This is a genomic window from Nonlabens sp., assembly GCF_051251825.1.
Classification (GTDB): Bacteria; Bacteroidota; Bacteroidia; order Flavobacteriales; family Flavobacteriaceae; genus Nonlabens.
Map to the genome: position 1 here is coordinate 78,164 of NZ_JBPOGG010000007.1, position 20,229 is coordinate 98,392.

Consider the following 20,229-nt stretch of genomic DNA (forward strand, 5'->3'; position numbering starts at 1 on the left):
TATTTCAATTACTAATGGAATAGGGCATTTTTGATATATAACTCAAGACCATGAAAAAATTAGTGTTAGTTTGTTTATGTCTCGCTTTTGCAAAAGCGTTACCAGCACAAATCCCTCAAGAAGAACTTGCCAAAATCAAGAAGCCATTTATAGATATGGTAAATGCGCCCTTGAACCAAGTCGGGCCTTACTCATTTACAAAAGAGGCCAATAATTTTAAAGGTGATGTGTTCCAAGCAGGATTCAGAAACTATGATAGAAACGGTAATTACATACATGAAAAGGAAGTATTAGCAGACCTAGAACGAGCTAAAAAAGAAAACAAAACGTATTTCAAAATTGAAAATGGATTGATTACAGAGCGTAAGATTTATTATGCTACTGATATTGATTTATTTGCTTATGATGATAAGGATAGAATCACCTATTATGAGAACGAGTTTTGGAAATATAAATACGAGTATGATTCTAAAAGTAGAGTGATTAAAGAAACAGCTTTTAACAAAGAAGATCGCTATGATAAAGTTACCAAATACAAGTACTCCACTGTAGGCGACCTGCTTAGAGTTGACATTAGTACGACTGACCAAGAAGAAAAAGAATACGATTATTATAAAATCTTCAAAAACGGATTGCTGGTAGAAAATCTTTCTGGAATGGGTGTCATTAAATGGACTTATGAATTTGACCATAAAGGCAACTACATATCCAAAGATTATACTGGTAGCTATGCAGATCCTAGACCTATATCTGTTATGTATTATGAAGATCTAGATCGTTTTAATAAAAAAGGTAAAATTCCTTGGAAGAAGGAAGAAATTGTTCCTGGCAGCAAAATCGCCGCACCTTATATCTATGTATACAATAAAACAATAAGAAACATTGCGCCTGGTAGAGGAATAGGAGGCGAGGTCATCTTTTATCTCGATATAGATCAATCATACTACTCTGGTAAAAATGCCTATGCAGATAAATTTGACAAAACTTCTACTGGCGAGGCATTATTTCTCCACAGAGGCGATAAGATTATTATGTTATATGACGGTAGATATGCAAGACTTTTTGACGAAGGAAAGTCGAAAAAGGAACTTAAATACAAGAGCTACGGAAAAGATTACCTCGTCATAGATACCGTAGATCAAAAGCAGTACCTAGTTAAAAATGTGGACGCATCCAATTATGTGAATCCAGCAAAGAAATATGTGATGGATGCTTCATTTTTCGGTCATGATAAAAAAGGTGGGAATTATATTTTATTCATTAATGGTAAAACACCAGACTACTCACGTATCAAAAAAGACAAATACACAGAAAATGGCGATCCAGTTGTCTTTTATGATGGTAAACCTATTTTAATTCTCAAGGGCTACTTTGAAATGGAAGAGAAAAGACTTATGCCTGCTGTTCCCTATAAAGGTGAGGCTTTAAGGGCTATTAGTAACAAACAACCTTCATCAGAAAACGCCATTCTTGCAGAATATAATCCACAATTGAGCATCGATGTGCAAAAAATAAAAGATAACACCTACACCTTTTTTCAGAATGGAAACCAAATCAAACTACCTAGTTATGTAATTATCGACGCTAGTAAAAAGGATGTGATTTTCGGTTACGGTCTGGCAGATTTCATGATTGCTGATAATGCAGGTTTACCGTTAAATAAAAGAGTTAGAGCTAGACAAATCGCAAGAGAGAATGAAATTATCACACAGTACATCAATGGTAAACTTACCTATTTGTATAACAACGGTAAAGCTCTAGGAGCAGAGGATTATGTGCTGTCAACAGTGGCAGATGATCAATATTTAATTTATTTAACAAACATCAAGAAATCTGCTCTAGTGAAAGTAACTCAACCTGATGATGTGGTTTACAAAGGCGCTTATACTTATATCAATAACGCTTGGTTAGAAAAAGGAGAGAATGGGATTTATTTCTACAACAATGGCACATTAGTTAAAGGTGCAGATTATAAATGGAAAAGGGACAACGATGGTAACGCACACATTTACATGAATAATCAACCTGCCTATTTTCTGTCTGGTTATAACGATAAACCTGTAAATCAGGTCTATAAGTTAGAACCTCATTCAGGACAGTCTATTGAAAAAATGTCAAGTTCTAATGCTATTAAATCAGAATTTACAAATCAGTTTCTTGCAGCACAAAAAGAAAGTTGGCCTGCAAAAGCCACTAAAAAAATGCTCGCAGAAATGGAATCTACAATGACACAAAAAGGTCTTGATTTTACTCAAAAATCGCAGAAATACGCAGATTTATTTAACGCATTATACCTGATAGATAAAGAATATGCCTTTGAATTAATGATGAATATGAATAATACCTATGTTCAAAAAACACAGAGTTTTTTAACCCAAGAAAAAAGAACTTTTATCAGGGCTCGGGCAAAAAAAGAACTTCAAAAATACAGTGGTGCTCATTCTAATGCCACAAAAAAATAATTTTTCTACAATCCAATTTTCACACTTTTAATGCAACTCCATATGAAATATATAGTCACTTTAATTTTTTTATGTTTCGCTTTCGCGAAAGCGGAATCACAACAAACACCTTATGAAAAAGACCGTAACTTGCACCAGATGTTGCCTTTGATACATCAGGCAGATTATGGGTTTTCCAAACCAGTGCAAAAAACAGCCACAGTTTATTATAAATCAGATAGCACCGGTTATGAAGCTAAAATGGTAGAAGCTTTAGTGTTTAATGACCATCAGATGCTTGAAACGAGATATATAAGAATAGTAGGTGAATACGGTAGCGAGACGGCTCATAATTTTACATATGACGGGAAAAAGTTGGATAGTTTGAATACCACTGCGAGTTCAGCGGCTTTCAACACAGCCGTCAATTATATTAATAATGAAAAAGGTCAACTAACTAAATCTATTGCCACTGGTAAATATGCTAACCATGAAACCACTTATACCTATCTGCGAGATGGAAACATAAGCCGTATTCATTACAAACATAAAAACGGTTTACAGACTATGACCGATTATTTTTACAAGGATGGAGACTTAAAATATGTAGCAGAATCGAGTGGTTATCCAGAAGAAGATGACCTGACCACATCCTACATTTATTATCGAAATGGCAGACCGATTTTTAAAGCAGTAGATGGTGAGAATAGAGCAATGTATTTCTTGCGACCTGCTTACACTATGGGTATTGAATTAGACAGCGATGATACTACTAAGGAAATACGCAATTTACTAGAAGAATATGATCGTAATCCTGATGGATTTGGAACTTTTATGAGGAAAAAATTCACTAAACATGATGTTCTTCTTTCTATTGCAGAGTCCAAGAATGTCAATTTTCCAGATTGGGAGAAACGATATGTAAAAGAAGGTAGCATGACTCGATTCCTATTTAGAGAGGTCGTCTATACAGATGGAACCAAAGCAGGATCTACTAAATATGATACCTTTTTTGAAATGCGCATGAGAAGAAGATAATGTTTTGGGAAATGTTGCCTACATAGCTAGTTCTGTATATAAAAGTCTTTCCTTAGAATTTGTTCTATTGAATGTAATTTTATTTGGCACCATTGTTTTTCTGATGTTAAGACAAGAAATCAATGCACTTAGAATGTTTACTGAGCTGAATCTTGAAAAAGAGATCCTTAATAAGGATATTTATGAACAACAACTCAAAGAGTCATCACAAAAGTTATTGATGAACAATGAGTTAGCAATACTAAATAAATCTTTTAGTAAATTTATAGAGACCAACGAGCCAAAACTTAAACAAATGCAGCTATTTGAAAATGCCAGAACTTGTTCAATAATTATAGGTGTTTACCATCGCATCTGGAATAAAATATAATACCCAACCATGAAAATAAGATATGCCATTATCGACGATAATTCTTTTTTGATTCATTCTACAAAAGAGAAATTGTCCTTCTTTGAAGATTTTGATTTGCGGTTTACGGCCATTCATGGAAAAGACTGTCTAGAACAATTAGATAAAAATAATCATATCGATCTTCTCTTAATGGATATTGAAATGCCAGTCATGGATGGTGTAGCGGCAACAGCGCTGGTAAAGAAAAAATATCCTCAGATAAAGGTGATTATGTTAACGGTTTTTGATAATGACGAGCTTATTTTTAACGCCATACAAGCAGGAGCAGATGGCTATTTACTCAAAGATGTAGATCCAGAATCACTTAAAAATGGAATACTAGAAACCATAGATGGTGGCGCAGCCATGACACCTTCAATCGCTTTAAAAACATTGAAACTGCTCCGCAACCCAACACAGTTTCAAACAGATGTCAAGGAAGATTTTAAATTAAGCGATCGGGAAACGGAAGTGCTGGAGCAACTAGGTAAAGGATTGAGCTATACTAAAATTGCTGACAACCTCTTTTTATCACCCAGTACGGTGCGCAAACACATTGAGAACATTTACAAAAAGCTGCAAGTCCATTCAAAACTAGAAGCGGTAGAAAAGGCAAAAAAGAACAACCTTATTTAATAAACTATAGTAAAACATTTTTAGATGTACAAAAGACTATCCCTGCTCATTTTCTTTTTCTGCTTTATATCTTTTTCTCAAAATGAGGTATTGGATTCCTTAGTGAATCATGCCTCGCAATTGTCTTCAGATTCTTTAAAAATAGATCAATTACACAAAGATTTTTTCAAGTATGTGTATTCACGACCTGATGTAGCTCGTACAATTTCAGACTTTACCGTAAATCAAACTAGTGAAGAAAAATCAGCCTTTTTACATACTCAAGCATTGATTAGAAAAGGGATATATTATGATGTTACGTCTAAAAAGGATAGTGCGTTACTTCTTTATGATCAAGCTTATGCGATTGCTGCACCACGCAAGGATTTCATTTCCATGGGGAATGTCTACAATGATAAAGGATTGGTTTATTGGAACAGAGATGAGCTGGAGCGCGCTATGCAACAATTCATAAAAGGAGCTAATGCATTTGAACAGGTCAAAAATGAAAATGGACTCGCTAGTATTTACAATAATATAGGCTTAATCTTATATGATTTAGGCAGGTATGAAGAATCCACGGCTTCACACCATAAAGCACTCAAAATTAGACTTAAAATAAAAGACACCTATGGTCTTGGCGCTAGCTACTCTAATCTATCAAATTCTTTAAAGAGAGAACAGAAATTAGACAGCTCCATGTTCTATATGAAAAAAGCTATAGAGACAAAAAGAGAATCAAATGATAAGAGAGGACTTGCCATTGCATATCAAAATTTAGGAGTAGACTTCAGAGAAAGCCGAGAACTAGATAGTGCGTTGTTTTATACTAAAAAAGCAAAACTGCTTTATGAAGAAATAGGTAATAAAAGATTGCTTGCCAATAACCTTGTAACAATAGCAGAAATGTATATGCTTTCAGGAAAGTATGATGATGGTTTAGCCAGTATTCAATCTGGAATTAATCTAATAGATAATAACGAGTACAAGCGCCTGGCAGAGATGGAAGTCATTAGCGCCAAACTTTTAGCTTATAAAAACAATCATAAAGAAAGTGCCAAGGCCTATGCTCGAGCAATAGAATACAGAGATTCCTATGAAGAAACACAGCGCACGGCACAGGCTCAGGAATACTATGAAAAGTACCAAGCGGCGCAGAAAGAGCAGGAAATAGCAGAACAACGTGCTAGAATTGCAGAACGTGACCTTGACATTGAAAAAAGAAACAAAACCATTGCCATACTTATGGGTATCGCTATCTTAATTTTAATGTTAGGAATTCTTTTATATAGACATCAACAATTAAAGAATAAGCAGAAAGCAAAAGAATCAGAGCTCCAACTAGCAATAGCCAAAATAGAAACTCAAAACAAATTACAAGAACAGCGATTGCGCATTTCTAGAGATTTACATGATAACATAGGTAGTCAACTTACATTTTTAATTTCGTCTCTTGACAATTTGAAATATGCAAAAAATGTAGATCAAGTTACTGCAAATAATAGTCTCGAAAACTTAAGTGATTTTACGAGAAACACTATGGGCGAGTTGAGAGATACCATCTGGGCAATGAATAAAAAAGAAATCAGTCTCAAGGATATTGAAGAGCGATCCACTTCCATGATTTCTAGACTTAACACTGTATTATCTCTTAATCAAAGTATAGAAGTAGATTTTGATATTAGAAATGAATATATTTTTTCTACAGTATATGGTATGCATATATTTAGAATCATCCAGGAATCTGTTAACAATGCCATTAAATACTCAGGGGCATCACTGATTATTTTGAAGATTGAAAGCCAGAATAGTCATTTGATCATTACCATAACAGATAATGGAAAAGGATTTGACCTAAATAATTATGAACCTGGTAACGGAATTAAAAATATTAAAGAAAGAGCGAGATTAATTAATTCTAAAGTAGTGTTTGATAGTTCAGATGAAGGAACATCAATTCAACTATTCATTCCAGTATAAATACTTAAATTTAGAGGTATGGAAAACTGCTTACTATATGTCGTTTTAGGTTTAATTCTAGGAAGCGTCATTGCATTTTTATGGGATGAGTTGGAACGTTCAAGGACATCTTTACAAAAAAGCGAATTGTGGAACCGCTCAAAACAGGAACATCTTACCATAAAAGAAGAACTTCAACGTCTTCAGAAACATCCTGATCCTGTCAAATATACAGCGATTGAAAAGTGCTACGAATTCTGCCTGTCTCAAAATAGATTTGCGCTCAAAGACATAGAAAAAGCTACAATAGAATTACAAGATTGGTATAAACGTAGTCTCGATGGAGATTCTATTTATAGATTCAATTTTCCAGAAAAAGAAATGCTAAAGTTCTTCCCATTAGAAACTTTACATATACTCAACATCATCAACGAAGGATTGCATAATGCTGCAATTCATTCCCAAGCCAATTTCATTTTTAGCATCGCCTCCGTAGAAAATAACCGATTAAATATCATTACCCATGATAACGGAATAGGTTACAATAGAAAGGAAATAGATGATGGAAATGGAATTCAAAAAATTCGGGAAGCCACAGAAAAATTAAATGGCGATTTGAAATTGACAAGTACAATAGGAAATGGAACTATTGTGAATTTTGAGAAAACTGTTTAATTTTTTCTAAATTCCATTAACCATTAACCATTAACTACAGCAATTCCTCTATCTCTTCAATAAGCAACCACTGCTCAGGATATTCGGTTTCCACCTGAGTTTTTAATTTTTCCAAAAGCGGTTTATTGATTTTATCCTCTTCTCTGTAATGGCGTACTTTTTCATAAAGCGCTTGAATTGCAATTTCTCTTTTAGAAATATGACGTTTTTCAGTTTTGGTATCGCTTTCATGATATACCAAGTCAAAACTATGATAGTCTGCTGGGCCGGCATATGCACTTATGATTTCTTTACCTACCGCAAGATTGAGCATTCCATCTTCTGGAGTGAAGAGAACTTCATCTTTGTAAGTAACGGTACAATCTATAAATTGAATCAACATTAATTTACCGTTCACATTACGTTGACCAGTAACGTTCAATCCTTCCACTTTAATACCGCTTTCATAAGTAAACTCGATACGCTCGTTATCATAGAAATTATAAGCCTGTAAATCACGAGGACCCATATCTTCTATGGCAAGATTAATTCCTTTTAATTTCCCTAGTGGCGATAAAAAGCCTTGTTTATGAGTTGCTGTTCCATGACCTATCAATTCTTTTTCTCGATATGCCAGAGCGCTAGGTCCTGTAGTTTCAAAATACACGACATCATTATCATCATTTTTAATCATGCGAGTAAACATGCCGCTTACTTGTAAGCCAGTACTTATCTCTATAGTTCCTAAGGATTTAGAATTAATCAGTTTTTGCAATCCTCGATGACCACCTTTACGCACAGCCATGGTATTGGCAAACTCTTCTAGCACTTCGCTTAAAGTGGCAAAATTAGGTGTTACATAAAGATGAGGTTGCTTTCTCGTGATATCAAAATCCTGATAAGCCGCTTCAATCGTGTAAGGTCTTTTCTCAACTTCTGATTCTAGACAGCTTTTACTTTCTCCTAAGCTTGAAAGCAATCCGGCGCCATATAGTTTAGGGTTTTCTAAAGTTCCTACGAGTCCATATTCCACTGTCCACCAGTGTAAGTTTCTTATGAGAGACATTTCACTAGGTTCTACTTTTTTGTTTTGGAGGCGAGTTATTTCAGCTTCGGCGGCTTCTATTTCTTTATCTAGTGCAGCATCTTTTTTCTCGCTACGTACTTCTTTAAGTATAGAGATCTTACGCACTGCTTCATACATTTCATGGTCGTGCGCGCTAGAAATTGCTTTGCTTCCTATCTCGCCAAATCGTCTCAAATACTCAGCATAATCAGGACTTGCTATAATAGGTGCGTGCCCAGCAGCTTCATGAATTATATCTGGTGCTGGCGTGTATTCTATGTTATCTAGTTTTCTAATATCGGCTGCAATCACAAGAATTTTATAAGCCTGAAACTCCATAAATGCCGCTGGTGGTATAAATCCGTCAACAGCAACAGCTGCCCAACCTATCTCTTTAAGAATGCGATTCATTCCATACATAGACGGAATGTTATCTATAGAAATACCAGTTTTTTTCAATCCAGCGAGATAAGAACCATGTGCCACTTTGCTCAAGAATTCTACATTCTTGCGCATTACATGACGCCATACCGCTTGGTCTTGATACGTATAAAGCTCATAATTTTGAGGCTTTATAAACTGTTTCAAGTGCGGTGGCAATCGCTCAATAAGCGGATTTGTTTCTATTTTCTCTAGCATTCTCATAGGATAAAGGTCAAAGCTACTCTAAAATCAATTATTCTTAATTGCATTAATTGACTTTTAACCAATTTTAAGATAGTCAGCATCTATTATATTTGCATCACATGTCTCGTAAAAAACAAATTCTCAAAACCGCTGCTCAACTTTTTAAAGAACGTGGCTACAGCGCTGTTACCATGCGCGATCTCGCTGCGGCTATGGACATGAAAGCTGCGAGTTTGTACAATCATATTTCGGGAAAACAGGAGATTCTCGCTACGCTTATTCTCGAGGTGGCTCATGAATTTACGGCTGGTATGGATGCCGTAGAGTTGGATGATAAGTCCGCTTTCGCGAAAGCGGAACAGTTAATATTACTCCACATAAAAATAGCTCTGGAATACACAAACGCACTCGCAGTCATGAATACCGACTGGATGCATTTAGAAGGTGCAAAATATCAAGAATATATATCGTTGCGAAAAACCTACGAGCTAGATTTTAAAAACATCTTGCAATGTGGTGTGGAATCTGGCGAATTCAAATCGATGAATATAGAAACGATGCTATTCAATTTACTAAGCACATTGAGATCCATCTATTTATGGATACCAAAAAAGTCGGCCACCGAAGTAGCCGACCTTAAAAAAGAGTTGCCTCAAATATTACTTACAGGAATTAGTTCTTAGACTCTTCCAGTCTAGGATAATCTGTATAACCTTCACGTCCTTGAGTATAAAAAGTATCTTGATTCCAATCTGCCGTTTCAGCTTTTAACTCAAAACGATGCGGCAAATCTGGATTTGAAATAAATAATTTTCCAAATGCAACCAAATCTGCATGATCTTCTTCAATAACTTTATTTCCAGATTCTTGATCAAATTCATTGTTGATCATCAAATTACCTTTGTAAATAGGACGGAAATGCTTTGCAATATCACTTTCTAAAAATTGTATCTCGCTCACATCAGTAAACGGCTCAGATAAATGTAGATAAACTAAATCATGATTGTTCAATCGATCAATAATATATTCAAAAAACGGGATCGTATCTGGTGTTCCTTCTATTCCAAAAACGCCATTAAGCGATGGATTCATTCTACAACCTATTCTGTTTTCTGGGAAAGATTCTTTTACCGCTTCTAAGACTTCAAAGAAAAAACGAGCTTTATTTTCATTACTACCGCCGTATTCATCGGTACGTAAATTGGACTTATTATTAAAAAACTGGTGGATTAAATAACCGTTAGAACTGTGAATTTCTACACCATCAAATCCAGCTTTTTTGGCATTTGCTGCGGCCTGACCAAATTCTTTAACAGTCTGCTTAATTTCTTCTACGCTCATGGCGTGTGGCGTTGCTGTTTTTTTCTTTTCGCCTTTATCGTTTCTTAATTCCGTTTCTGGATTAACGGCACTTGGAGCCCATGGCAACTGTCCATTGTGATAATCTGGAAGTTAAGTACGACCTACATGCCATAGCTGACAGAATATCTTTCCGTCTGCTTTATGTACGCTTTCTGTTACTTTTTTCCATCCTTCAACTTGTGCATCGTTAAAGATTCCAGCTACAAAAGGATAACCTCTCGCTTTTTCTGAGACCTCGCTTCCTTCTGTGATAATTAATCCAGCACCAGCTCTTTGGGTATAATAATCTATATGTTTTTCGTCTGGAGCTTGGTGCTCATTAGTCGCTCGGCATCGAGTTAGTGGAGCCATAATGACTCTGTTTTTTAATTGGATTGCTCCTAATTGTATAGGTTGAAGTAAAGGTTGCCTATCGTTCATAATATCTTTTTTATAAAGATATTGTAGGTACAAGGAAATAGGGTTAAGGCTGCGTTAATTAGAGTTTTTTTATAATACGACAATTGCCGTATTGCTCAAATTAAGAAGTGCCCGCATCTTTGGAACATATTTAAAAACAGAATTATGAAAACTAGATCGTTATTTTTAAGCTTACTTTTTTCCACATTATTTATTACGGTGAATGCTCAATCGTTAGGAGAATTTAAAGAGCAATATGCAGGACAGCGTTCCAAAAAGCTCAAAGATTCACAAAAGAAAATCTACATAGCACAATTCAAGACTAATTATGAAGTCTATAAGGATGCATCTAGCTACAAGGCAAAAGGAATGTTCGGCGGTGGAAATGCTAAAGCAAAACTAGCACTAGCACTGGATAGCATAAATCCATTAGATCTTCAGAATATGACTAATGAGCTCTTTATTGATTTTAAAGACCAATTGATAGCTCAAGGATTTGAAATCGTTACAGCCGATGCCGCAAGTAAAGCGGATTCTTATGCTGATTATCAACGTATGGAAGGTGGAGAATTAATTCCTACTGACGTTCCAGGCTTTGTGTCAGTGACTCCGGTAGGTCATTCTTATTTTGTTAAAGGGCTTGATAAAAATGGTGTTGAAAAAAAGAAATACAGTCTAGTAGGAGATCCAGATCTTAAAATGAATAAAAAGGTAGCCAAAGATCTTGGAAATATAATAGTTGCAAAAGTTGATTTATTCCTTATGTTCTCAGATCAAAAACAAGGTTGGAGTCCAGGTGGTGCAAAGGTTAAGATTAAAACTAATCTCAGAATGGTAGGCGCCACCACAGTAACTGCAGAAAAGAAAAAAGGACTCAGATTTAAAGGTGCTTACACTTCTCATCCTATTAAAAGTAGCATCAGCTTTATAGATCAAAAAGGAAATTATTTTGAAGGAACTCTCAAAAAGCCACTGGAGGTAAATGGTGTATTAGAAAAAGAAACAATTAAAGTGTCGCAGTCTAACGGTATATACAAAGGCACTACTAGCTTCAGTTACGCTACACCAGACATGGAAACTACAAAACGTAGTTATCAAACTGTTAAAGTAGATCCATCACAATATGCTCAAGGTGCTAAAATGGCCATGAAAAAGTTTATGAAATTTCACGTAAATGCTTTTGTATGGAACGCTAACGGTGGAAAATAGAAGCGATTAAAACTTGGTAACAATTACCTAGTTCTAATACTGCAAGTTGTAGGGAGCTTGCGGTATTTATTTTAATGCCTTTTAGCCAATTCTTTCTCAATATCGGCAAGAGAATATCCTTTTGCTTTTAATAAAACGAGGTAATGATACATTAAATCTCCAGCTTCATATAAGAAGTCTTCGTCATTGCCATTAATAGCATCAATTACTGTTTCTACAGCTTCTTCACCTACCTTTTGAGCAACTTTATTAATTCCTTTTTGAATTAAAGAATAGGTATAAGATTCTTCTACTTTATCATCAATACGCTGGTGAATCGTCTTTTCTAAATCATTTATAGTGAAATTTTTAGAATTGTCATGATCATTCCGCACTTGATGCGAAATCTCTGTGGCTTCATCACCTAAATTTCCTTCACTCACCTTATTATCAAAACAAGAAGCTGTTCCTGTATGACAAGTCGGTCCATGAGCATTTGCCTGAATTAAAATAGTATCTGCATCACAATCCACTTGTATGGAAACTACATCTAGAAAGTTATTTGAAGATTCTCCTTTAGTCCAAAGTCGTTGTTTACTACGCGAGTAAAAAATAACTCTTTTCTCAACTTTGGTTTTATCAAATGCCTCTTCATTCATGTAACCTAACATGAGCACTTGTTTACTTGTAGCATCTTGTACGATTACAGGTAATAATCCGTTTTCTCCTTTGTTCCAGTCTATTTTCATATAAGTTCCCACGAAAGTGTCAATCTCTTCGATTCAGCACTTCCGATTTTATTTAAGCAAGCAGAAATCTTTGGTTTCCACTGCAATGTTTTTAATTCATTTTGTCAAGCCGTCGTTGGGCGACATTTAATTTGTCATTCCGCTGCATAGCGGAATCAGTTTTATTTTCCGCGAAGGCGGAAATCTTTAATTTCAATCGTAAAGCAAGTTACTAACCAACTAGATTCCTGCATGCGCAGGAATTCTGATAGCAACTCCAGCCGCAACCAATTGCCTCTTCAATTCTGGAACTGGCAATTCTCCAAAATGGAAAATACTTGCAGCAAGTCCAGCACTGGCTTCAGTGTCTTTAAATAATTCTTCAAAGTGAGCACTTGTTCCGCCGCCACCAGAAGCGATGATAGGAATACTCAATTTTCTAGAAATCAAATCTGTGATCTCAAGAGCAAACCCATTCTTAGTACCATCATGATCCATACTGGTTAGCAAGATTTCTCCAGCTCCAAGTCGCTCAATCTCTTCACACCAAGCAATAGTTTCAAGCTCTGTCTCCACACTTCCACCAGCGACAAACACCTTATTCCGCACTTGATGCGGAATCTGCTCTTCTGTTATCTCAGTGTTTGATTTGCGATTACTCTGAACTCCTAACTCTGAACTCTGAACTTTCTTCGTGTCCACTGCAACCACAACACACTGACTGCCTAACTCAGCAGCAAGTTCACTAATTAATTCTGGTCTTTTTACGGCAGCACTATTAATCGCAATTTTATCAGCTCCAGCTTTGATGATTTCTTTTGCAAGCGCTACATCGTTGATGCCACCACCTACGGTAAACGGAATGTTCAAAACTGCCGCAATCTCACGAACTAATGGTACGAGCGTATCTCGTTTTTCTATAGTTGCGGTGATGTCTAGAAAGCACAACTCGTCAGCACCTTGAGCAGCATATTGCTTTGCCAGTTCTACCGGATCACCAGCATCACGCAATCCTACAAAGTTGATTCCTTTTACGGTACGTCCATCCTTGATGTCTAAGCATGGTATGATTCTTTTCTTTAAACTCATATTGTCAAGCCGTCGCAGGACGGCTTCGCTATAAATTAATCTCTATTCTTATTATTCCACTCATCTTCTAATATCCCAAACTCATAGTTATCACTCCATCCAGATTTTAAAGGCAAGTTCTTTCTTTGAATTCCTTCAACTACAAAACCACATTTTTCTAGTACTTTTTTCGATGCGTGATTTTCAATAGCACAACCAGCTTCTATTCTATGAAGTTGGTGTTCTTCAAAACAAGACTTCAATAATCGAGTTATGGTTTCAGTCGCATAACCTTGATTCCAAAACTTAGGATTGAACTTCATCCAAAGCTCTGCTTTCTTATACTTGGGTTGACCGAATAGTATTCCGCAGATCCCAATAAAGTCATTTCTATCTTTCAAACGGATCGGGTAGGTGAGTTTACTAATCGTTTCTTCTAGGTGATCTTTGATTTTGTCATCTAATAAATCTTTAGTCACTTCGATACTATCAGGGATTCCCATCGTATTAAATCTATCTACCTCAGGTATTAAATTCAATTCATGCAAATCCTCTAAATCACTTGATTCTAAAAGCTGGTATGTCAATCGTTCACTATACAAATTCTCTCAATTGCTTAAATGTAATTCTTCCTTCATAGAATGCTTTTCCTACTATGGCTCCTTCACAATCCATTTCGCGCAAGCGATATAAGTCATCCACTACCGCAACACCACCACTAGCTATAAGTTTAATTCCTGCGAAGGCAGGAATCTCATCCTTACTTGTCAAGCCGTCGAAGGACGGCTTCGCTATATTATTGTCGCGAAGTTTGTTAAGACCAAGTATCTCCTCATACAACTCATTACTAGTCCCAGCAAGCATTCCATCCTTTGCAATATCAGTACAAATCACGTATTCGATTCCTTTTTTGTTCCATTCCTTAATGAACTCTACCACTTCTAGCTCACTGCTTTCTAGCCAGCCGTGTGTGGCGATCCTACCATCTTTAGCATCTGCTCCGAGGATGATTTTATCGTTGCCATATTTTGAAATCCAACCTTCAAATATTGCTGCATCTTTAACTGCAATACTTCCGCCAGTAACCTGTTTCGCACCACTTTCAAAAACCACTTTAATATCTTCATCAGTTTTCACGCCACCGCCAAAATCGACTTGCAATCCAGTCTGTACAGCAATGCGCTCTAGTACTTTCCAGTTCACTACGTGACTACTTTTTGCGCCATCGAGATCTACTAAATGTAGGTGCTTGATTCCATTTGCCTCAAACTCTTTTGCGACCTCAAGCGGATCTTCATTATAAATCGTTTTCTGGTTATAATCACCTTGTGATAGACGTACACATTTACCGTCTATAATATCTATTGCTGGTATTATTCTCATGAATTCCCACGTAGGTGGGAATCTCTTCGATTCATCACCTACTTTTTATTTAGTTAATTACTTATGTCAAGCCGTCACAGGATGGCTTCGCTTTATATTATTCTCATCGCCTATTGAAACGGCTTTTTTCAACCAGCTAGATTCCTGCCTACGCAGGAATTGCGATAAAATTTTTCAATATCTGTTCTCCAACATCAGCACTCTTCTCTGGATGAAATTGTGTCGCATAAAAATTGTCTTTTTGTAACACACTACTAAAAGGTAAAATGTAATCACAAGCCGCAACTGTGGATTTACAAACTTCGGCATAATAAGAATGAACATAATAAACATCATCACTGTTGTGCAGAGAAGTTAAGAGTTCAGAGTTAGGAGTTATGAGTGACTCTGAACTCTGAACTCCTAACTCATAACTCAAACTATTCCATCCCATATGCGGTACCTTAGTTCCCGACTTGATCGGGAATCTCTTCACATCAGTATCAAAAATCCCAAGACAATTTGTATCACCTTCTTCACTATGATTACACATCAATTGCATCCCTAAACAGATTCCTAAAACCGGTTGCTTAAGTTCCTTAATAATTTTGTCCAGTCCACGTTCTCGCAAATATTTCATAGCCGTTCCAGCTTCTCCTACACCAGGGAAAATCACTTTGTCCGCCGCTTTTAATTCAGCAGGATCATCGGTCACTTTATTGTCTATTTCTAGTCTATTAAGTGCATTTGTGACACTACCTATATTTCCCGCGTTATATTTTACGATTGCAATCATAACGTACCTTTTGTGCTCGGTAATTTTCCGTCGCCCGTTTGTTTTACGGCCATTTTTATGGCTTTGGCAAACGCTTTGAAAAGTGACTCTATTTTATGGTGCTCATTATCGCCTTCTACTTTTATATTCAGGTTGCATTTTGCCGCATCGCTGAAAGATTTGAAGAAGTGAAAGAACAATTCTGTAGGCATGTCACCTACATATTCACGTTTAAATTCGGCTTCCCAAACGATCCATGGTCTTCCACCGAAGTCGATTCCTACTTGGGCTAATGAGTCATCCATAGGTAGCAAAAAGCCATATCTATTGATTCCTTTTTTTGAGGATAACGCTTTCGCGAAAGCGTCACCCAAAGCGATCGCCGTATCTTCAATAGTGTGGTGCTCGTCTATTTCTAAATCGCCGTTTACCTTAATGTCCAGATCCAAAGAGCCGTGACGTTGTAACTGCTCCAGCATGTGGTCGTAGAACTTAAGACCTGTATCAATCGTTCCATTACCAGAACCATCTAGGTTTAAAGTGATGTTAATATCGGTTTCATTCGTTTTACGACTTACCGATACTTTACGTGGTTGCCCACGAAGGAATTGAAAAATCTCTTTCCAGCTGTCGGTTTTAAGAACTACTAACTCGTCTTCAAATTCGCTATCATCAGTAATCGATGGCAACTGAATTCCTTTACAGCCTAAGTTTTTTGCCAGTTGCATATCGCTATTGCGATCACCTATGACAAAACTATTTTCTAGGTCGTAATTACCTTTAATGTAATGAGTTATTAGACCAGTTTGTGGTTTGCGAGTAGGAGCATTTTGCTCAGGAAAAGAACGGTCTATTAAAACCTCGCTAAAAGTAACACCTTCGTTTTCGAGCACGTTCATCATTAAATTATGAACTGGCCAGAAGGTATTTTCAGGAAAACTGTCCGTTCCTAATCCATCTTGATTAGTCACCATCACAAGTTCATAATCCAACTCACGAGCAATACGGTGCAATTGTGTAATAGCCATAGGCAAGAACTCTAATTTTTCATAACTATCCAGCTGATAGTCCACTGGTGGTTCTTTCACTATCGTTCCATCACGATCTATAAATAATACTTTTTTCATAGGTCAAGCCGTTGCATAACGGCTTCGGTTTTTATTAATCTAAATCTTTTTAATTTCTCGCAATGCAGTAACAACCGCTTTACATTCCATCATTGTCCCAACGGTAAATCGCAACGTATCTTCAATCTGACTACTGCGATTACGTATAATAATACCTTTATCACGTAGGTAATTATAAACTTGTGTGGCGTTTTCTACTTTTGCCAAAACGAAATTTGCTTCACTAGGATATACTTCTTTTATAAAGTCAAAACTATTTAAGTGTTCTACCAAAAAGTCTCTGTTATGGATAATTTCTTGTATTTCAGTTTTTGTTTTTTCTTCGTTTTGTAATGATTTAAGAACAGCTTGTTGTGTCAATTCATTTACATTGTAAGGTGGTTTTGTGCGATTGAATAATTCAATTATTTCTGGTGATGCAAATGCAAATCCGCAACGTGCGCCGGCTAGTCCATGAGCTTTAGACATGGTTTGTAATACTACAAGGTTAGGATAGTCTTCCAGTCTTTTTATAAAACTCATGTTCTCAGTAAAATCTTGATAAGCTTCATCTACCACAATAATTCCGTTGAAATTACCGAATAAACGATCTAGCTGTCGTTGATTTTCTAGCATTTCTGCTTCAAACTCTGGTGCAAATGGTATATCCATCATGCCACCACGCGTGTAATTTTGTGCTTGCCAGTCGTGTTTTAAGTCGGCTTTAAGTAATACATTTCCTGTAGGATTATTAGGTGAACAAATCCAAATCATTTTTATGGAACTGTCATCCTGAACTTGTTTCAAGATCTCATCTACATTTAATTCAAAACGCTCATTCAACGGAACTTTCAAAACTTCTACATCATTAATCCCAGCACTTACTTCATACATTCCGTAAGTAGGCGGACAAGTAATTACTTGATCTTTTCCAGGTTCACAGAAAATGCGGTATAGTAAATCAATAGCTTCATCACTTCCATTACCTACAAAAATTTGATTGGCAGAAATGCCTTTTTGTTTTGCAAGTTCTTTCTTTATGGAAGTCTGCAATGGATCTGGATAGCGGTTCAAATCTCCTTTAGGATTTTCATTTGCATCCAGTAAAGTCAAATCATTCTTATCACTACCGTAAAGGTCAAACTCACTACGCGCGCTGGAGTAGGGCTTTAATTCCCAGATGTTTTTGCGCACTATGTTTTTTAAATTAAAATTACTCATTCTTCAATGTGTTTAACCTTAAAGTAACCGCATTTTTGTGCGCATCAAGACCTTCAGCTGTTGCCATTATTTCAACGGCAGGTCCTAAGTTTTTTATTCCCTGAGCGGTTGCTTTTTGATAGGTTACTTTGTTTACAAAACTATCAACAGAAACACCGCTGTAATTGCGAGCATAACCATAAGTTGGTAAAGTATGATTAGTACCGCTGGCATAATCGCCTAAACTTTCGCAAGTGTAAGAACCTATAAAAATTGATCCAGCAACCTGAATTTGCTCAGCAACTTCTTCAGCATTTGTTGTATTAATGATTAAGTGTTCTGGTGCATAAGCGTCAGACCATTTGATACATGCTGACATGTTATCTAGAACGATCGTTTTACTGTTATCAATTGCTTTTTCTGCTGTTTGCTTTCGCGAAAGCGTACTCAATTGAATGCTTAATTGCTCATTTACAGCTTCGGCTAACGAGATGGAATCTGTGAGTAATATTACCTGAGAATCGGGACCATGTTCTGCTTGAGCGAGAAGATCTGCTGCCACAAAAGCTGGATTTGCATCCTCGTCTGCAATCACCAAAACTTCTGATGGACCAGCAGGCATATCAATGGCAACACCTTGTTGTTGTGCTAGTTCTTTAGCTCGAGTTACAAAGGCATTTCCAGGACCGAAAATTTTATCGACTGCTGGAATACTTTCTGTACCATAAGTCATGGCAGCAATCGCTTGTGCGCCACCAGCTTTATATATTTCAGTAACGCCACATAGGTTTGCTGTATATAAAACCGCTGGATTAATGTTTCCATTTGCGTCAGTAGGACTGCATAATATTACTCGTTTATTTCCGGCTATTTTTGCGGGAATGGCAAGCATTAAAACGGTAGAAAAAAGAGGAGCAGAGCCACCAGGAATGTATAGTCCTACTTTTTGAATAGGTAATGACTTTCTCCAGCAGGTCATTCCAGGCATAGTTTCTACGACTGGATATTCTCTAGTAAAACAAGCCTCGTGAAACTTATAAATGTTTTGATAAGCTGTTTGAATAGCAGCTTTTAACTCTGTAGCGATTTGACTTTTAGCCTTTTCAATTTCTGCTTCTGTAACTCTAAGAGTGGTCAGCTTTGCGTTGTCAAATTTCTCTGCAAAAGCAAATAAGGCTTGATCACCACTTTCTTGCACTAGTTTAATAATATCTTTCACTGCTGCATCTACATTTGCTCGTTCCTGCTGTGGACGCTGCAAAAGCTCTTGCTGTTTTGAGATATCTGGATTTGAAATGATTTTCATTATGCAATTAATTTTTCAATAGGGCTCACTAAAATACCTTGTGCTCCAGCTTCTTTTAATTGATCGATCACGTTCCAAAAATCATTTTCTTCAATTACAGAGTGTAAACTAGACCAGCCTTCTTCTGCAAGAGGTAGCACCGTTGGGCTTTTCATGCCTGGCAATAGTGCTGATATTTCAGCAATCTTATCATTAGGCGCATTAAGTAATATGTACTTACTTTTTTGCGCGTTTTGAACAGCTTCTATTCTAAAGGTCAGCTTATCTAGTATTTGCTTTTTCTCTGCATTTAAACCAGGATTTGAAATTAAAACAGCTTCACTATACATCACTGTTTCTACTTCTTTAAGACCATTCATTATAAGAGTTGATCCTGTTGAAACGATGTCGCAAATCCCTTCTGCAAGACCTATTCCTGGAGCAATCTCTACAGATCCACCTATTTCTTCAGTAGTGGCGTTGATCCCTTTGTCTGTAAAGAATTTTTTTACGATAGTCGTGTAACTACTCGCTACTTTTTTACCATTAAACCATTCTAGTCCTGTATAATCAACATCTTTTTGAACGGCAAGACTTAAACGACAACCTGCAAAACCTAGTTGTTTAATCACATCTACGTTTTGATCTTTTTCTTCAACTTCATTAAGACCTAGAATTCCAAGGTCAGCAACACCATTTGCAACATATTGTGGAATATCATCATCTCTCAAGAAAAGTATTTCCATGGGAAAGTTTTTTGCTTGAGTTGATAATTTACGACCACCATTGTCAAATTTGATCCCGCAATCTTTTAAGAGTTGCAAAGATTTATCTGAGAGTCTTCCTGATTTTTGTACTGCTATGCGAATACCTGAGCCGGTAGATGTCTTTTTATTGTTGTCCAAATCTTTTGAATTTATGTCGTTGTTCATTGTTGTTAGTTATGTCTGATTCCATTTGCTTGC

Annotated in this window: 18 protein-coding genes and 1 pseudogene; 8 read left to right on the top strand and 11 right to left on the bottom strand. The window is 36.5% G+C overall.

The window, feature by feature from the left end; genetic code table 11:
- The first annotated feature begins 50 nt into the window (after positions 1-50).
- From ACSHWW_RS10100 to ACSHWW_RS10125, 6 genes are read left to right on the top strand one after another with little or no spacing between them, the layout of a single operon-like run.
- On the top strand, positions 51-2,462 hold the full coding sequence (locus tag ACSHWW_RS10100; protein WP_435682329.1) for a hypothetical protein: 2,412 nt from the start codon (positions 51-53) through the stop codon (positions 2,460-2,462).
- A gap of 42 nt (positions 2,463-2,504) precedes the next feature.
- Entirely contained in the window at positions 2,505-3,479 is a 975-nt protein-coding gene (locus ACSHWW_RS10105; RefSeq protein WP_435682330.1) for a hypothetical protein, read from the top strand.
- A 4-nt stretch (positions 3,480-3,483) separates the two neighbouring features.
- Positions 3,484-3,849, top strand: a complete 366-nt coding sequence (locus tag ACSHWW_RS10110) for a hypothetical protein (protein WP_435682331.1) — start codon at positions 3,484-3,486, stop codon at positions 3,847-3,849.
- Positions 3,850-3,858: 9 nt separating this feature from the next.
- Positions 3,859-4,506, top strand: a complete 648-nt coding sequence (locus ACSHWW_RS10115; RefSeq protein ID WP_435682332.1) for a response regulator — start codon at positions 3,859-3,861, stop codon at positions 4,504-4,506.
- A 24-nt stretch (positions 4,507-4,530) separates the two neighbouring features.
- Complete coding sequence (locus tag ACSHWW_RS10120; protein ID WP_435682333.1) at positions 4,531-6,465, top strand: tetratricopeptide repeat-containing sensor histidine kinase; 1,935 nt, start codon at positions 4,531-4,533, stop codon at positions 6,463-6,465.
- A gap of 18 nt (positions 6,466-6,483) precedes the next feature.
- On the top strand, positions 6,484-7,119 hold the full coding sequence (locus ACSHWW_RS10125) for a histidine kinase (protein ID WP_435682334.1): 636 nt from the start codon (positions 6,484-6,486) through the stop codon (positions 7,117-7,119).
- A 34-nt stretch (positions 7,120-7,153) separates the two neighbouring features.
- On the opposite strand, the gene ACSHWW_RS10130 is transcribed toward ACSHWW_RS10125, so the two are convergent.
- Positions 7,154-8,803 (bottom strand): aromatic amino acid hydroxylase, encoded by a 1,650-nt coding sequence (locus ACSHWW_RS10130; protein ID WP_435682335.1) that lies wholly within the window; start codon positions 8,801-8,803, stop codon positions 7,154-7,156.
- Between the two features lie 107 nt (positions 8,804-8,910).
- On the opposite strand from ACSHWW_RS10130, the gene ACSHWW_RS10135 reads away from it, so the two are divergent.
- The gene (locus ACSHWW_RS10135; protein WP_435682336.1) at positions 8,911-9,474 is read left to right on the top strand and encodes a TetR/AcrR family transcriptional regulator; all 564 of its coding nucleotides are present in this window, start codon (positions 8,911-8,913) and stop codon (positions 9,472-9,474) included.
- Here ACSHWW_RS10135 and ACSHWW_RS10140 read toward each other — a convergent pair.
- Positions 9,464-10,573, bottom strand: a pseudogene (locus ACSHWW_RS10140) (alkene reductase). The gene ACSHWW_RS10135 and the pseudogene ACSHWW_RS10140 overlap by 11 nt on opposite strands.
- Positions 10,574-10,717: 144 nt before the next feature.
- On the opposite strand from ACSHWW_RS10140, the gene ACSHWW_RS10145 reads away from it, so the two are divergent.
- The gene (locus ACSHWW_RS10145) at positions 10,718-11,761 is read left to right on the top strand and encodes a hypothetical protein (protein WP_435682337.1); all 1,044 of its coding nucleotides are present in this window, start codon (positions 10,718-10,720) and stop codon (positions 11,759-11,761) included.
- Between the two features lie 71 nt (positions 11,762-11,832).
- Here ACSHWW_RS10145 and hisIE read toward each other — a convergent pair whose 3' ends face one another.
- From hisIE to hisG, 9 genes are all read right to left on the bottom strand, one after another.
- Positions 11,833-12,489, bottom strand: a complete 657-nt coding sequence (gene hisIE, locus ACSHWW_RS10150) for a bifunctional phosphoribosyl-AMP cyclohydrolase/phosphoribosyl-ATP diphosphatase HisIE (RefSeq protein ID WP_435682338.1) — start codon at positions 12,487-12,489, stop codon at positions 11,833-11,835.
- Between the two features lie 219 nt (positions 12,490-12,708).
- Positions 12,709-13,557: an imidazole glycerol phosphate synthase subunit HisF gene (hisF, locus tag ACSHWW_RS10155; protein ID WP_435682340.1), complete on the bottom strand. Its 849-nt coding sequence runs from the start codon at positions 13,555-13,557 to the stop codon at positions 12,709-12,711.
- A 35-nt stretch (positions 13,558-13,592) separates the two neighbouring features.
- Positions 13,593-14,123 carry a GNAT family N-acetyltransferase gene (locus ACSHWW_RS10160; RefSeq protein ID WP_435682341.1) on the bottom strand — a complete coding sequence of 177 codons (531 nt, stop codon included), beginning with the start codon at positions 14,121-14,123 and terminating at the stop codon, positions 13,593-13,595.
- Between the two features lie 7 nt (positions 14,124-14,130).
- Positions 14,131-14,919 (bottom strand): HisA/HisF-related TIM barrel protein, encoded by a 789-nt coding sequence (locus tag ACSHWW_RS10165; protein ID WP_435682342.1) that lies wholly within the window; start codon positions 14,917-14,919, stop codon positions 14,131-14,133.
- A 148-nt stretch (positions 14,920-15,067) separates the two neighbouring features.
- Positions 15,068-15,694 (bottom strand): imidazole glycerol phosphate synthase subunit HisH, encoded by a 627-nt coding sequence (hisH, locus tag ACSHWW_RS10170; RefSeq protein WP_435682343.1) that lies wholly within the window; start codon positions 15,692-15,694, stop codon positions 15,068-15,070.
- Positions 15,691-16,800 carry a bifunctional histidinol-phosphatase/imidazoleglycerol-phosphate dehydratase HisB gene (hisB, locus tag ACSHWW_RS10175; RefSeq protein ID WP_435682344.1) on the bottom strand — a complete coding sequence of 370 codons (1,110 nt, stop codon included), beginning with the start codon at positions 16,798-16,800 and terminating at the stop codon, positions 15,691-15,693. Before hisB ends, hisH begins: the two co-directional genes overlap by 4 nt.
- Before the next feature lie 39 nt (positions 16,801-16,839).
- Positions 16,840-18,000, bottom strand: coding sequence for a pyridoxal phosphate-dependent aminotransferase (locus tag ACSHWW_RS10180; protein ID WP_435682345.1), 1,161 nt, complete (start codon positions 17,998-18,000; stop codon positions 16,840-16,842).
- A complete protein-coding gene (gene hisD / locus ACSHWW_RS10185; RefSeq protein WP_435682346.1) occupies positions 17,993-19,285 on the bottom strand; it encodes a histidinol dehydrogenase in 1,293 nt (430 codons plus the stop codon). Before hisD ends, ACSHWW_RS10180 begins: the two co-directional genes overlap by 8 nt.
- Positions 19,285-20,196 (bottom strand): ATP phosphoribosyltransferase, encoded by a 912-nt coding sequence (hisG, locus tag ACSHWW_RS10190; RefSeq protein ID WP_435682347.1) that lies wholly within the window; start codon positions 20,194-20,196, stop codon positions 19,285-19,287. The genes hisD and hisG overlap by 1 nt, the downstream gene beginning before the upstream one ends.
- Between the last annotated feature and the right edge of the window lie 33 nt (positions 20,197-20,229).

What these genes read in the sequence shown, in the direction of transcription:
- ACSHWW_RS10100 (WP_435682329.1), top strand. Translation starts at nt 51, where the DNA reads ATGAAAAAATTAGTGTTAGTTTGTTTATGTCTCGCTTTTGCAAAAGCG.
- ACSHWW_RS10105 (WP_435682330.1), top strand. Translation starts at nt 2,505, where the DNA reads ATGAAATATATAGTCACTTTAATTTTTTTATGTTTCGCTTTCGCGAAA.
- ACSHWW_RS10115 (WP_435682332.1), top strand. Translation starts at nt 3,859, where the DNA reads ATGAAAATAAGATATGCCATTATCGACGATAATTCTTTTTTGATTCAT.
- ACSHWW_RS10120 (WP_435682333.1), top strand. Translation starts at nt 4,531, where the DNA reads ATGTACAAAAGACTATCCCTGCTCATTTTCTTTTTCTGCTTTATATCT.
- ACSHWW_RS10125 (WP_435682334.1), top strand. Translation starts at nt 6,484, where the DNA reads ATGGAAAACTGCTTACTATATGTCGTTTTAGGTTTAATTCTAGGAAGC.
- ACSHWW_RS10130 (WP_435682335.1), bottom strand. Translation starts at nt 8,803, where the DNA reads ATGCTAGAGAAAATAGAAACAAATCCGCTTATTGAGCGATTGCCACCG.
- ACSHWW_RS10135 (WP_435682336.1), top strand. Translation starts at nt 8,911, where the DNA reads ATGTCTCGTAAAAAACAAATTCTCAAAACCGCTGCTCAACTTTTTAAA.
- ACSHWW_RS10145 (WP_435682337.1), top strand. Translation starts at nt 10,718, where the DNA reads ATGAAAACTAGATCGTTATTTTTAAGCTTACTTTTTTCCACATTATTT.
- hisIE (WP_435682338.1), bottom strand. Translation starts at nt 12,489, where the DNA reads ATGAAAATAGACTGGAACAAAGGAGAAAACGGATTATTACCTGTAATC.
- hisF (WP_435682340.1), bottom strand. Translation starts at nt 13,557, where the DNA reads ATGAGTTTAAAGAAAAGAATCATACCATGCTTAGACATCAAGGATGGA.
- ACSHWW_RS10165 (WP_435682342.1), bottom strand. Translation starts at nt 14,919, where the DNA reads ATGAGAATAATACCAGCAATAGATATTATAGACGGTAAATGTGTACGT.
- hisH (WP_435682343.1), bottom strand. Translation starts at nt 15,694, where the DNA reads ATGATTGCAATCGTAAAATATAACGCGGGAAATATAGGTAGTGTCACA.
- hisB (WP_435682344.1), bottom strand. Translation starts at nt 16,800, where the DNA reads ATGAAAAAAGTATTATTTATAGATCGTGATGGAACGATAGTGAAAGAA.
- ACSHWW_RS10180 (WP_435682345.1), bottom strand. Translation starts at nt 18,000, where the DNA reads ATGAGTAATTTTAATTTAAAAAACATAGTGCGCAAAAACATCTGGGAA.
- hisD (WP_435682346.1), bottom strand. Translation starts at nt 19,285, where the DNA reads ATGAAAATCATTTCAAATCCAGATATCTCAAAACAGCAAGAGCTTTTG.
- hisG (WP_435682347.1), bottom strand. Translation starts at nt 20,196, where the DNA reads ATGAACAACGACATAAATTCAAAAGATTTGGACAACAATAAAAAGACA.